Below are 13,034 nucleotides of genomic sequence, written 5' to 3'. Positions count from 1 at the left end.
CTAGGGATGTCAAACAATGAGTCAGCGGTCGCGGAACGGGGCGATCCGCTGTATGTTGCCTCGGTTGCAAAGGCCTTTCGGGTGCTGGAAGCCTTCGGCCACACGATCACCGATCTGAGCCTATCGGAAATCGGTGAGTATACGGGGCTCGATAAAAGCGCGACGCAGCGTTTCGCCCATACGCTTTGGCAGCTCGGATATCTGGAAAAGGACGAGCGGACCCGGCGTTTCCGGCTCGGCAAACCGGTGCTCGATCTTTCATTTTATTATCTGCGCTCGAATGCACTGATTGAGCTTGCGACGCCCGCTTTGATCGATCTCAGAAATTCTTGCGGGGAGCGGGCAAACCTGTCGCTCTACGATGAGACGACCACCATTTATGTCATCCGCCAGCAGACGAAGCGCGAATATTTCGATGGCTCGCTGATCGGCCGCCGCATTCCGGTGTTTTGCACCGCCGGCGGGCGCGCCATTCTGGCGCAGTTGCCGGTGGATGAGGCCACAGCTGTCATTGCCAAGTCGGATCTGAAGCCGAAAACGCCCAAAACCATCACCGACCCCGTGGCTATCATGGAAAAGGTGGAGGAGGCGCGGGAAAGCGGCTTCGGTCTTGCAGTAGAGGAAACGGTACTCGGCGAAATAACTGTAGGGGCAGCGGTCACTAACGCCGTGGGCCGTCCAATCGCCGCGGTCCATATAGCAGCGTCCACGAGTGATTGGACGGTAGACGCTTTCAGGGAGCGTTTCGCGCCGCTGGCGATCGAGACGGCGCAGGCGCTTAGCCGATCGCAGCGCCATGTCACGCATCGAATGCGATAGATCAGCGCGGAAGGTGACCACGGTCCTTTCGCTCGGGCTATTCAAGCCTGCGGCGGAACAACCACGACGCGGTGCTGAGGGTCACCGCCGCGATCACTAGGAGCGGCCATGTCTGATTGAGGACCTCGGCAGGTGGAATGTCTTTCAGAAAGACGCCTTTGACGATCACCAGGAAGTAGCGGAGGGGATTGACGACGGTCAGCGGCTGCAGCCAGCTCGGCATATTCTCGATCGGCGTGGCGAAGCCTGAAAGCAGCATGGCGGGGACCAGAAAAAGGAAGGCCCCGAGGATTGCCTGTTGCTGCGTCGCCGAGAGTGCTGAAATGAAGAGGCCGAGACCGGCGACGGAAGCGAGATAGAAGAGGGAACTGCCATAGAGCAGGAGCAATGAGCCTCGTAGCGGTACGCCGAAAATGAAGACCGCCGCGAGAATATAGATCGTCATGTGAAACAGGCCGATCATCATCGGCGGGATGAACTTGCCGACCAGGATTTCATGGGTGCGCAAGGGCGACACCATGAGCTGGTCGAATGTGCCGAGCTCCCGCTCTCGCGCAATGGAAAGTGCTGTGACGATGAGGCCGATGAGCAGCGCAATGCTGGCAATCAGATTCGGCACCATGAACCATTGAAAGATCAGGTTGGGATTGAACCAGTTGCGCGGCACGACGACGACGGTTTTTGCGGCCGCGCGCGTCCCTGCCGGTGTTTCGGCGGCAAGGGTAGCGACGATCTGGTTGAGATAGCCGGCGACGATCTGCGAGGCGTTCGAACGCCGGCCGTCAAGAATGATCTGCAGGCTGGCTGGCCTGCCCGCCTCGATATCGCGTGAGAAATTGGGGTTGACGACGACTGTGGCGGTGACGCGCTGCCGGTCGATCGCATCGTGCATTTCGGCGAGATTTTGTACCCGCGAGATGCTGCGGAATGTCGGCGAACCTTCGATGCGCTGGACGAGTTCCTGTGCCCAATGGCCACTGTCGCGGTTCAGCAGCGCAATATCGACGTTGCGCACTTCCAGGGTCGCCGCATAGGAAAACACCAGAAGCTGCACAATCGGCGGACCGATCAGGATCAAGCGGCTCTTCGGATCGCGCAGCACCGCCAGCAGTTCCTTGATGATGAGCGCCTTTAGCCTCGACCACCACATCTTACCCGATCCTCTTTTTTGTGCTGCGTGCGGCAAGCAGGAAGAGGATGCAGCCGATGGCAAGCATCACGGCGATCGCTTGCAGGAACATCGGCCAGATGTCGCCGGCAAGAAAAACCGTCTGCAGGCTAGGAATAAAATACCGGGCCGGCACGATGAAGGTAATCCACTGGATAAAGGTAGGCATCGAGTTGATTTCGAAAAGAAAACCCGAAAGCAGGAAGGCCGGCAGGAAGGCCGAAATCAGCGCAAGCTGCGAGGCAAGAAACTGGTTCTTGGTTACAGCCGAGATCAACAGACCCTGGCCCAGCGCCGGCATCAGGAAAACCGCTGATAAGACGTAAAGTGCAAGAACCGAGCCGCGGAACGGCACGCCGAAGAGGAAGACGGCGAGCAGAACGCAGAGCGTCATCGAGGTCAAGCCGAGCACGAAATAGGGAAGCAGCTTGCCGGCAAGCAGTTCGGTCGCCGTCACAGGTGTCGCCATCATCGCTTCCATGGTGCCACGCTCCCATTCGCGCGCGACCACCAGCGATGTCAGCAATGTCCCGACCAGCGTCATGACGATAGCAATGGAGCCGGGGACGAGGAAGGAACGGCTGGTGAGTTCCGGGTTGAACCAGAAGCGTTGCTCGACGGTGATGGCCGGATTGCCTCCCATCATTTCCGCTTGCCGCTGTCGCTGCCAGTTGGTGACCGCGCCTTGGGCGTAATTCTGGACGAAGCTGGCGGTGTTGGGATCGGAGCCGTCGACGATGACCTGGAGCTGCGGGCGATTGCCCGCCATATAGTTCGCCGTGAAATTCGCCGGGATGACGATGATGCCGCGGACGCGTGAAAGGACAAGGTCCTCCTCGAACTGCCGGCGGTCGCGACCGCTGACGACCGAAAAATAGCGCGATGCACTGAAGCTGGCGGCGAGGTCAGCGGTAAGTGGCGTCGTTTCCTCCATGACCAAGCCGACACGCGTCAATTGAGTATCGAGCGATACGCCATAGCCGAACAGGAAGAGCAGGATCATCGGAAGCACGAAGGCGATCAGGATGCTGCTCGGATCACGCATGATCTGGAAGCTCTCCTTGCGCACCAACGCCGCGAAGCGGCGGGCGCGCTCGCGCCGTGAGGAGGCGGTTGCAATGGGGGAAGGGGAGGTCATGCGGCCATCCTTTCCTCCGATGCCTGGATGAGGGCGACGAAGGCATCTTCCATCGTCGGATCGGGGTTTTCCGCATTGGCGACCCCGGCCTTCAATTCGTCAGGCGAGCCCAGTGCGATGGAGCGCCCGCGGTAGATCAGTGAAATGCGATCGCAGTATTCGGCCTCGTCCATGAAATGCGTGGTGACGAGAACCGTGACGCCCTTTTCGACGAGCCCATTGATATGGGTCCAGAATTCCCGCCGAGTGATCGGGTCCACGCCGGAAGTCGGCTCATCGAGGAAGAGCACCTCCGGTTCGTGCATGACCGCACAGGCAAGTGCCAGCCTCTGTTTCAGGCCGAGCGGGAGGTCTTTTGCCGACATGGACAGCCGAGACCGAAAATCGAAGATCGATGCCATCAGGTCGACACGTTCGCGCTTGTGCGCGCCGCGCAGGCCGTAGACGCCGGCGAAAAACTGCAGGTTTTGGGAAACGCTGAGATCGCCGTAGAGCGAGAATTTCTGCGCCATGTAGCCGAGACGATTGCGGGCTTCGGCGGTATCGCGGCGCAGGTCGAAACCCGCTATGCGACCTTCGCCGTTCGTCGGCTTCAGCAGGCCGCAGAGCATCTTGAACGTCGTGGATTTGCCGGCGCCGTTCGGGCCAAGCAGGCCGAATATCTGTCCGCGCGGGATGTCGAAGGTAATGTTGTCGGCCGCTGTGAAATCGCCGAAGCGTTTGGTCAAAGCGCGCGCCTCGATCACCGGTTTCTCTCCCTCGACGGCAAAGCTGCGCTGCGTCTCGGCCAGCCGCGAGCGTCCGCCCGGTCCGCCGCCCAGCATGTCGATGAATGCGTCTTCGAAACGCGGCTCCGTAGCGGTGACTTCGGAATCTCCGGCCGCCGAAAACCGAGGCTCCCTGTCTTTGACTGTGACAAGCCTTATCGCCTCTCCCTGAATGACGCCGTCGACCACGCCGTCTTCATCGAGTAGTTTCGTCAGCATCTGGCGACGCCTGCCAGGGATACCGCTGACCCGAAAGACGCGGCCGGCGACTCGCACGGTCAGATCCTTCGGTTCGCCGGCAAAAAGTAGCTTGCCTTCGCTGAGCAGGAAGACACGGTCGCAAGCCTCGGCCTCTTCGAGATAGGCGGTCGACCAGACGACGCCGATGCCTTCCTCCGTCAGGTTTTCCACCATCTTCCAGAGATCGCGCCGCGAAATGGGATCCACACCGACACCGGGTTCGTCGAGCAGTAGCAGCTTCGGTTTCTTAAGGAGCGCGCAGGCAAGGCCGAGCTTCTGCTTCATGCCGCCGGAAAGCTTGCCGGCGAGGCGGCTGGTGAAACGCTTGAGGTCGGTAAAGGTAAGCAACTCATCGAAGGTGGCCGCCCTCTCATGCCTGGGCAGCCCCCGCAGATCAGCATAGAGATCGAGATTTTCCTGAACCGACAGATCCTCATAGAGCCCGAAGCGCTGCGGCATGTAGCCGATCCCCGCCTGAATCGCGGCGGCATCGTTGCGCGTGTCGAAGCCGAGAACTTCCACGGTTCCGCTTTCCGGCAACATCAACCCTGTCAGCAAGCGGATAAGCGTCGTCTTGCCGGCGCCATCCGGGCCGACGAGGCCGGTTATCTCGCCGCCACGCACCGCGCCGGTGATGGCGTCAAGCGCCGGCTTTGCTGCGTCGAACCGCTTTGTGACCCCTTCGAGCCGGACAAGATCGCCGCTGCTGCCTCTGTCGAGCACGTCGCTCATTTTTCCGCCGCCTGCAATGTCGGGATGTGAAGCGTTACCGGCATGCCCTGGCGCAGATCGGGTCCGGGCTTGTCGATGGTGACTCGCAGCCGGTAGACGAGATCCGTCCGCAATTCGGGCGTCTCCACGGATTTCGGCGTGAATTCCGCGACAGGCGAAATGAAGCCGATCGTGCCTTCATGGGCTTCGTCCGGCTTGGTATCCGACGTCACCTTGACCTTCATGCCCGGGTGGATCCGGCCGAGATTCGGCTCGGCAATATAGGCGCGTACCCAGACAGGCTCGGTCAGCGACAGCACAAAGACCGGGTCGGTCGGCGCCACGATCGATCCTGGTTCACGCACACGCGAGAGGATCACACCGTTATTCGGGGCGCGCAGCTCAGTATCGCCAAGCGAGGTGCGCGCCGTCGCGAGTGTCGCCTGGGCAGCCTTGAGCTGCGCTTCCGCCGCGGCGATATCTTCGGCGCGGCTGCCTTCCTCCAACAACTTCAGCGCCTGATTGGCCGAATCCGCGCGTGCGGACGCCATGGCCCGCGCCGCCGACGCTTGTTCCAGGCTGGCTTCGGATATGTTTCCCTGAGGCCGCAACTGTTTGGCGCGATCATAGGCCAGGTTCGCGTTTTGCAGATCGGCAAGCTGCTCTTCATAGAAGGCGCGCGCCTGCGCGATTTCCGTCTGGCGCGCCCCTGCCTTGAGCTTGTCGAGTGTGGAGCTCAGTGCCGCGGCATTGGCCTCGGCCGAGCGGACAGCATATTGATAGGGCTCCGCGTCAAGCCGGGCGAGCACCGTGCCGCTTTTTACGACGTCGCCTTCGTCGACAAGAACCTCGCTGAGCTTGCCGTTGACGCGAAACGCAAGCGAGACCTGGCGGATGTCGACGTTGCCGTAGAGCACGAACTCTTGTTGCTGCTGCCATTTCCAGCCGAGTTTTGCCGGAGCGTCAGACCACCAGGCGGCGGCGCCGGCGGCGATGATGGCAACGACCGCAATCGGAATGATCCTGTTCACGATATTTCTCCTCCCGCCGGCCCGAGGGCGGCGACAAGCCTGCGCGCATGCTGCTGCAATCTGACGATCTCTTTCTCGCCGATCGCGTCCCATTCCATCTGAGCGAGCACTGCCGCATTGGCCATTCTGAAAACCATCAGGCTGCCGACGAAAGACAGGCAACGCAGGCGCACATTTTCGGATGCGGGATCATCGGCGATGATCGCCCCGATAAGACGTCGCCCAAGGCCGATCATCGGTCCCATGATGCCCGAATAGACTCGTTCGAAGGCCGCCGTCGGCTCCATCTGCTCGCGAATTATGAAGCGCGCCCACGCCTCGGATTTCTTGCTGACGAAGAGGACGACCATCGTTTCGACGATCTCGGTCAAGAAGAGCCGAGCCTGCGCTTCGTCGAGCGGCGTACCCGCTGCATCGAGCGCTGCGATCTGGTCGGCGATCCGTTGCCGCATGCCGCTGACATACCGCCCGATCATCTCGGCGAGATATTCCGCGGTGGCGATGTAGAGCCCTTCCTTGCTGCCGAAATAATAGGTGATCGCCTGAAGGTTCACGCCGGCGGCGTTTGTGATCTTGCGGGTCGAGGCGCCATCGAAGCCGTATCGGCCGAAAACGTCGAGGGCATTTTCGAGCAGTTTTTCCCGCGTTATGTCGCTGCGCGCGGTCTCGGACTTTGCATCACTATTTCTCTGTCTCATGCCCCTCATGATGAACCTATTTTTTTATAAGTCAATCGATTGACTGAATTTTGCCAACTCAGTCTGCGGACGATGAGCGGCAGCTCGTCCCAAGCTTCGAACTGAAAGCTATGAGCAGAGGGCGCGGCAGGCGGAAATCTCCGATCTGTAATTGCAGAAATGGACGCTGCGGCAAATTTCAGGATGCGTGTCTAACGACACGTCGCGCGTAACCTTTTAGAAAAGAAGCATAATAGCGGTGCTGGCAAGACAGGCCGAGTGCAAGCGAAAATGCAATGAATCAACCTTCAGGGGACGCATCAATGGAACCTACCCGCCCAACAATACAAATCAGCGCCCCTCAGCATGCCACGAATAACCCATATCGCGTTGTAGAGCGCGAGGAGGTCCTTGCTGAGGCATTTCGAGAATTCGTGCTCACGGCTGTTGCCGCAGGTTGGAAGGAATCCGAGGTCGCTTTGACCTTGGCCGATATCGCAGATGAATATGTGATGGCTCTCGCTCGAAGAGTTGCGGCGAATTAGTATTGAGTATCCGTCTGCGTTCGTTTGGGGCGAGCGCGACATGACTGCCAACAACTCTTCATCCGGCCCCGGCAAGCTGCTTTGAAATCAAGCGGCTTGCCGGTGGCATTGATGACATGCCAAAGCGGGGCCTCTATCGCCCCAATGTGCCTTAAGCCGGTCTCGTCCTCGATCGACGATCCATGGCCGTCGTCCTAGATGGGTGCGCGCGGCAAACGCCGCATGCGCACCTCAAATTCACTTGGCCACATGCCAAACGCCGCCAACGCCGTCGCCAGTCATTTCACCGGCTTTTTTGTCCCCGGAATATGTGTAGAGCGGTTTGCCGCTATAGGCCCACATCTCCTTGCCGTCAGCTGCTTTGACAAGCGACCACTCACCTTCTGCCTTGGCATTGGCAGCGGCATGGAAGGCCGGCCACTTCTTCAAGCAAGCCGCATCGCAGTTTGATTTACCTTTGGTATCCTTGTCGAACACGTACAGGGTCATGCCCTTATCCGTGGCCAGCACCTTCCCCATTTTCGTATCGACCATCTTGGCGGGCTCGGCAGCAAAAACCGAAAGAGCGGTAACAGCCAAAAAGCCTATCGAGACTAGCAGCGTTTTCATCATTCTCTCCCACTCGGGCGTGTCGGCGGAATGCCGGTGATACCCGATACAACTTATCAAACGCCCTAGCGCGAAGGCGGTTCCCCGAGCCCAATCATAATGCGGTCGCCGTCGACCTTGATCGGATATGTCTTGAGGTTGACGCATACGGGGGCGCCGCGGGCCTCGCCTGTTTTATAGCTGAACCGCCCGTTATGTTTCGGGCATTCGATGATGTCTTCCATGACCAGTCCGTCGGCCAGGTGAACCCTCTCGTGCGTGCAAAGCCCATCCGTTGCAAAATATTGGTCCTCAGGGCTTCGATAGATGGCAAAGGTTCGGCCTGCATGGTCGAACCGAACGACGTCCTCCTGGTCAATGTCGTCAGCACCACACGCGTCGATCCATGTCGTCATTGTCTTCTCCTGGCTACGGCTGTCCGGTGGCTCGCAGCCACCCCTTGAGACTTGGCTCTGCGGGAGAGGAGAGGGGTCTCACCGGGGATCTTACCCGGCGGAGCATGCTCCTTGATCGCACTCGCTTTTCTCCTCCCAGAGCAGGGCCGACCATGCGGGATATGGCCCTTCACATTCCAGTTCGATTATGATCATTTTTCCTCAGGAGGAGCGGAATGAAGAAAACCCGTTTGGTCGACATCGCGCAGGCGGCAGGCGTTGGTCTTGCCACTGTCGAACGCGTTCTCAATGAACGCGGAAGCGTGAAACCCCAGACAGCAGAGAAGGTGGTGCTCGCTGCAAAGAGGCTGGGGTACAAGGGGCTGATTCCAAACCTCTATCGCGGCACCATCCGCATCGAAGTGATTATGGTGAGACCCGAGACGCCGTTCTTTGCAAGGCTCAATCGCGCCTTCGAACGCATCGCTGCGTCGCTCGACAGCTCGATCACCCTGCACCGGACTTTCGTCGATGAGAATGATCCCGAGAAGTTCGCGGCCCATGTGTCCAATACCACCATTCGCCGCCACGGACTGATCGTGGTTGCCGTCGATCATCCCAAAATCAGGGAGAGCTTACGCCAGGCCCGTGGGGCCGGGATCGAGGTGGTCCAGATCGTTTCTTACACGGCCGGAAAGGACAATGTTTTCGTCGGCATCGACAACTATGCGGCCGGGCGGACGGCTGGCTTTTACATGTCCAGGATGCTTGCGCGCACAGCCGGAAGCATCGTGGCCGTCTGTCACAGCTGGGCCTATCAGATTCACAAGGAACGCATTCGCGGCTTCTCCGACTACCTTGCTGCCCATCACAATCCGGATCATCGGTTTTCAGAGGTCATATTCGGCCTGGACGAAGACGTCAGGTCTGCCGAGATGCTGACGGAAACGCTACGCCGGGAGGCAGGTGTCGTCGGAATTTACAATGCCGGGGGCGCAAATCTCGGCGTGGGATCGGCGCTGCAGCGCTACCGGGAAAGAAAGCCCGGCGAATTCGTCTGGATCGCACATGAGTTGAATGATGAAACGCGGAGCTTCATTTCCTCTGGCTTGATGACCCTGGTTCTCGACCAGGCGCCTGAAACGCAAGCCCGGCGCGCGCTGGATACCGTGCTTCACAGAATGGGGATCATCGACGTCGCCGTCAGTCAGGATCCGGTTCCATTCCTGACTTACACAGGCGAGAACATCGGACAATTTTCCGCGCCGGCCTGATCGAGAAAAAGGCCGGAGCCTGCAATGGAGGCGAAGCAGGCTCCGGCAGTCTCGCCGCCCATAGCCTGCTGGCTGGGCGGCGCGGGGAGATTGGTCTGGGATAACGGCTGGCGCTTCAGCCGGAGGCCTGCGAGCGTCGTGCCTGCTTTTCGGCGTATTTTTTTGCCCGCTCCATGAAGCGCTTGTTCATGCGGTCCTCTGCCTCCTTGGAGCCGTCGTGGAAGGTGCCGAACCACTTGTCGAGCGGAATGACGCCATCGGCATAATTGCACTCGAAAAATTTGTGATGAAGGTAGTGATCATAAGCGTGGGTATCGATCGCGCTATCTTCTCCGATCACGATCTTATCGAAGCCGACGTGCCCCGGTGCCGGCGCAAGGGCCAGATGCGTCAGATGGAAGACAGCGTGGATCGGATTGGACGGCACGATCCAATGGATCAGCACTCCCGAAAAATACAAAAGGTGCTCGACGGGGTGCATTGCCAATCCAGACCACGGACCGGGGTTCACGTTGTTGTGGTGGAGCTTGTGAACCGTATGGTAGAGCGGCGGCCAGTGGATGAGGCGGTGGACCAGATAGAAGTGCAGGTCACGGAACGCCGGAATTAGCAGCATGATCACCGTGCAATAGACGGGATGCTCGTCGAAATCGACATAGGGAATGATCCCGTTTGCAAACGCCCAAAGCGTCAGAACCTCGAATGCCGTCCACAGGGGAACGGCGCCCGCGAATGTCCAGATCACATTGTCGACGGTCTGATTGCCGAACAGGAATGCGGAATTGTTCGTCGATGGCCATTTGCCATTGTACTTGAAGCGCGTGCCCTGTTGCTTCTGCATATAGAGACGCAAATGAAACAGACCGAAGAACAGAAGGACGAGGACGGCATTGCGCAGAAGAAGATAGGCGATCCAGCCCGGCGCGAGGGTCTTCATCGTTTGCATCGATGGTGTCGCATAAAGCCATAGCATCGTTCCGATGGCCGCATAGAGGACGTTCCACGGCAGCAGATAGCCAGGATAGCCGAAGAACCATTTCAGGAAGGCGGCGGGCTTTGCGGGCCAGATGAAGACCGGAGGATATTTGAGCAGCTTGCTGGGCTTCCAGTCTCCGCGTTTATCGCGCGATCCGTAGAGCGTGTCGTCCATGGTGTCCTCTCCCAGTTGACGGAAATTATGCAACCAGTCTCACCGACGCCGCTTCGGGGCGACAGCATAGTTTTGATGAAAATTACTCACGGCTAGGAAATTCGTGGCAACGAAAGCGAAGTACTTGGGTCGGGGGAGGCCGGTGCCTCCCCTTTTTCCTTGCCCGGCTGATGCGCCCGGCAGCGCGGAATCTAATTGAGATGCTCGAACTGGCCCATATTCTCGCTCGTCACGAGTTTGAACGGGATCCAGACCTCCTTGTCGATCGGCTCGCCCTTGATCGCCTTCTCGGCGGTATCGACGGCACCGCGCCCCTGCGCTTTCGCATCCTGGAACACGGTGACCTTGAGGTCGCCCGCCTTCATCGCCTGAAGCGCGTCGGGCGTGGCGTCGATGCCCGCGACAATCGTCTTGTCGGTTGAGCCGCCCGCGTTCTTGATCGCAGCGATCGCTCCAAGGGCCATTTCGTCGTTGTTGGCGATCACTGCATCGAATTTCAAGCCGGAAGTCAGCCAATTCGAAACGAGGTCGGCGCCATCAACGCGACTCCAGTTGCCGACCTGCTCCCGCGCAACCTTGATGCCACCGCATTCCTTGGACTTCAGCACGTCATGCACGTCCTGGGTTCTTTGACGCGCTGCCTGGCTGGAAAGATCGCCGATCATGATAACGACGTCGCCCTTTCCGCCGAGCACGCGACAGACTTCCTTGGTCTGAAGCGTTCCGGATTCAGTCTCGTTCGATCCCACGAAAGCCTGTTTCTTGCCGAGGGTCGACAGATCGGTCGGCTGGATGTTGACGTAGATCAGCGGAATGCCTGCCTCTTCGGCAATCTTGCTCATTGCCGGCGTGCCGTCCGAATCCACCGGATCGACGATGATGGCCGATACGCCACCTGCTGCGAAGTTTCGCACTTGATCGACCTGTTTGTTGACGTCGTTGGAAGCGTCCTCCACCTGCAGGTCCAAGCCTTTGGTCTTTGCGTAGTCCTGCATGCCATTGGCGATCAGGGTCTGGAAATTGGTCGTCAGGTATCCCATCGAAACGCCGATGCGATCGGCGGCATGGGCTTGCGATGACAACACCAATGCCAAAGCACTTGCGTTTAGAAATTTCAGCATGTTCTCCTCCCAGGAAACAGCGGCTCAGGTGACCGCCTCCAGAGAGTTATCGACAGAGCCCGTTGGCGTCTGAGAGTTTTTTGATGAAAAACCATCATGCCTCCAGCTCCAGACGCTGGAATACATCCGTTTTGCAATGAAACGCCGTGATGATCAAAACGCCTCAACGGATCGTCTGGCCAAGGGTTGGAATTCGTGATTTGTGAAAGCCACAGGTAGGGGAGGCACCATGCAGAGCATGCTTATATTCCAGTCGCTCTGGGCCATGGAGCGGCGCAGCGCGAAATATCCGGAGCTCACTCTGGAAGAGAATATCGAAAAGATCGCGGCGGCCGGCTTTGATGGCATCAGCACTCATTGGTACGATCGTAACGTCGTGCGTCGTGTGGCAGGGTTGCTCACAGAGCGTGGTCTGCAGGCGGAAGGTCAATGCTTTCCCAAGACCGTCGACGATCTGAAGCCCGTTCTCGAAATCGCCGCCGAATATAATGTTCATCACATCTGTCTTCAGCCGGACGTGCGGCTGCGGCGGCTCGAGGATTGCATTCCCTTGCTGGAAGGCTGGCAACGGCTGGCGGATGAGGCAGGTATCGACGTCTGGGTCGAGACACATCGGGACCGGATGACCACCGACCTCTTCTTCACGCTCGATCTGCTCGACCGGCTTCCGGATTTGAAGCTGTTGGGCGATATCTCGCATTTTCTTGTCGGACGGGAATTCGCCTGGCCGGTATCGGATGAAAACCACGCTCTGATCCACAGAATTCTCGATAGCTCATGGGCCTTTCATGGCCGGGTCGCTTCGCGCGAACAGGTTCAGATCGAAATCTCCTTTCCGCATCATCGGCCTTGGCTCGATCTCTTTCTCGGCTGGTGGGACTATGGATTCCGAAGCTGGCGCAAGCGCGCCGGCGCGGACGATAGTCTCGCATTTACCTGCGAGTTGGGACCGAAGCCCTATGCGATTACGGGGCGCGATGGGGAAGACACCACGGACCGGTGGGAGGAATCCCTGCTCTTGATGCGAGAGGCCCGCGATGTATGGGCCAGAACCGCCGACTGACGCTCGAACCAAACTCGAAACCAATATTGGGAGAAATGTCCATGGACGTACGCGCCGCTGTAGCCGTTGCCGCCGGTAAACCGCTCGAAGTCATGACTGTTAAGCTCGACGGCCCGAAGGCCGGCGAAGTGCTGATCGAGGTCAAGGCGACGGGCATCTGCCATACCGACGATTTCACCCTGTCGGGCGCCGATCCGGAAGGCCTGTTTCCGGCGATCCTCGGCCATGAGGGCGCCGGCATCGTCGTCGATGTCGGCCCGGGTGTGACCTCGGTGAAGAAAGGCGACCACGTCATTCCGCTTTATACGCCCGAATGCCGCGAATGCCCCTCCTGCCTCAGCCGCAAG

At 59.0% G+C, this 13,034-nt stretch carries 14 protein-coding genes; 5 read left to right on the top strand and 9 right to left on the bottom strand.

The genetic code is table 11. The features are described 5' to 3' along the window. Window positions 1–6 precede the first annotated feature (6 nt). Window positions 7–819 carry an IclR family transcriptional regulator gene (locus PY649_RS07340; RefSeq protein ID WP_285867570.1) on the top strand — a complete coding sequence of 271 codons (813 nt, stop codon included), beginning with the start codon at window positions 7–9 and terminating at the stop codon, window positions 817–819. 37 nt (window positions 820–856) lie between these two features. Here the strand turns inward: PY649_RS07340 and PY649_RS07335 are convergent, their stop codons facing one another. From PY649_RS07335 to PY649_RS07315, 5 genes are read right to left on the bottom strand one after another with little or no spacing between them, the layout of a single operon-like run. Next, window positions 857–1,969 (bottom strand): ABC transporter permease, encoded by a 1,113-nt coding sequence (locus tag PY649_RS07335; RefSeq protein WP_285867569.1) that lies wholly within the window; start codon window positions 1,967–1,969, stop codon window positions 857–859. Window position 1,970: 1 nt separating this feature from the next. Continuing rightward, entirely contained in the window at window positions 1,971–3,125 is a 1,155-nt protein-coding gene (locus PY649_RS07330) for an ABC transporter permease (RefSeq protein ID WP_285867568.1), read from the bottom strand. Further along, window positions 3,122–4,864 (bottom strand): ATP-binding cassette domain-containing protein, encoded by a 1,743-nt coding sequence (locus PY649_RS07325; protein WP_285867567.1) that lies wholly within the window; start codon window positions 4,862–4,864, stop codon window positions 3,122–3,124. The genes PY649_RS07330 and PY649_RS07325 overlap by 4 nt, the downstream gene beginning before the upstream one ends. Further along, entirely contained in the window at window positions 4,861–5,874 is a 1,014-nt protein-coding gene (gene hlyD / locus PY649_RS07320) for a secretion protein HlyD (protein WP_285867566.1), read from the bottom strand. The genes PY649_RS07325 and hlyD overlap by 4 nt, the downstream gene beginning before the upstream one ends. Continuing rightward, window positions 5,871–6,572 carry a CerR family C-terminal domain-containing protein gene (locus PY649_RS07315; RefSeq protein ID WP_285867565.1) on the bottom strand — a complete coding sequence of 234 codons (702 nt, stop codon included), beginning with the start codon at window positions 6,570–6,572 and terminating at the stop codon, window positions 5,871–5,873. The genes hlyD and PY649_RS07315 overlap by 4 nt, the downstream gene beginning before the upstream one ends. Before the next feature lie 302 nt (window positions 6,573–6,874). Here PY649_RS07315 and PY649_RS07310 point away from each other — a divergent pair, with 302 nt between their 5' ends. Continuing rightward, complete coding sequence (locus PY649_RS07310; protein ID WP_285867564.1) at window positions 6,875–7,096, top strand: hypothetical protein; 222 nt, start codon at window positions 6,875–6,877, stop codon at window positions 7,094–7,096. A 237-nt stretch (window positions 7,097–7,333) separates the two neighbouring features. Here PY649_RS07310 and PY649_RS07305 read toward each other — a convergent pair whose 3' ends face one another. Together PY649_RS07305 and PY649_RS07300 are read right to left on the bottom strand one after the other, a co-directional pair. Continuing rightward, window positions 7,334–7,705: a COG4315 family predicted lipoprotein gene (locus PY649_RS07305; protein WP_285867563.1), complete on the bottom strand. Its 372-nt coding sequence runs from the start codon at window positions 7,703–7,705 to the stop codon at window positions 7,334–7,336. Window positions 7,706–7,770: 65 nt separating this feature from the next. Then, window positions 7,771–8,100: a MocE family 2Fe-2S type ferredoxin gene (locus PY649_RS07300; RefSeq protein WP_285867562.1), complete on the bottom strand. Its 330-nt coding sequence runs from the start codon at window positions 8,098–8,100 to the stop codon at window positions 7,771–7,773. Window positions 8,101–8,315: 215 nt separating this feature from the next. Here PY649_RS07300 and PY649_RS07295 point away from each other — a divergent pair, with 215 nt between their 5' ends. Then, a complete protein-coding gene (locus PY649_RS07295; protein ID WP_285867561.1) occupies window positions 8,316–9,353 on the top strand; it encodes a LacI family DNA-binding transcriptional regulator in 1,038 nt (345 codons plus the stop codon). A gap of 115 nt (window positions 9,354–9,468) precedes the next feature. Here PY649_RS07295 and PY649_RS07290 read toward each other — a convergent pair whose 3' ends face one another. After that, complete coding sequence (locus PY649_RS07290) at window positions 9,469–10,503, bottom strand: sterol desaturase family protein (protein WP_285867560.1); 1,035 nt, start codon at window positions 10,501–10,503, stop codon at window positions 9,469–9,471. Between the two features lie 191 nt (window positions 10,504–10,694). After that, window positions 10,695–11,624 (bottom strand): sugar ABC transporter substrate-binding protein, encoded by a 930-nt coding sequence (locus tag PY649_RS07285; RefSeq protein ID WP_285867559.1) that lies wholly within the window; start codon window positions 11,622–11,624, stop codon window positions 10,695–10,697. A gap of 229 nt (window positions 11,625–11,853) precedes the next feature. Between PY649_RS07285 and PY649_RS07280 the strand changes: the two genes are divergently transcribed. Together PY649_RS07280 and PY649_RS07275 are read left to right on the top strand one after the other, a co-directional pair. After that, window positions 11,854–12,687, top strand: a complete 834-nt coding sequence (locus PY649_RS07280; RefSeq protein WP_285867558.1) for a sugar phosphate isomerase/epimerase family protein — start codon at window positions 11,854–11,856, stop codon at window positions 12,685–12,687. Window positions 12,688–12,728: 41 nt separating this feature from the next. After that, window positions 12,729–13,034 (top strand): alcohol dehydrogenase catalytic domain-containing protein (locus PY649_RS07275; RefSeq protein ID WP_285867557.1); only part of this gene is annotated, 306 nt, incomplete at its 3' end.

This window comes from Rhizobium mayense (assembly GCF_030272705.1).
Lineage (GTDB): Bacteria > Pseudomonadota > Alphaproteobacteria > Rhizobiales > Rhizobiaceae > Rhizobium > Rhizobium mayense.
This window is presented reverse-complemented; position numbering and strand designations above follow the sequence as displayed.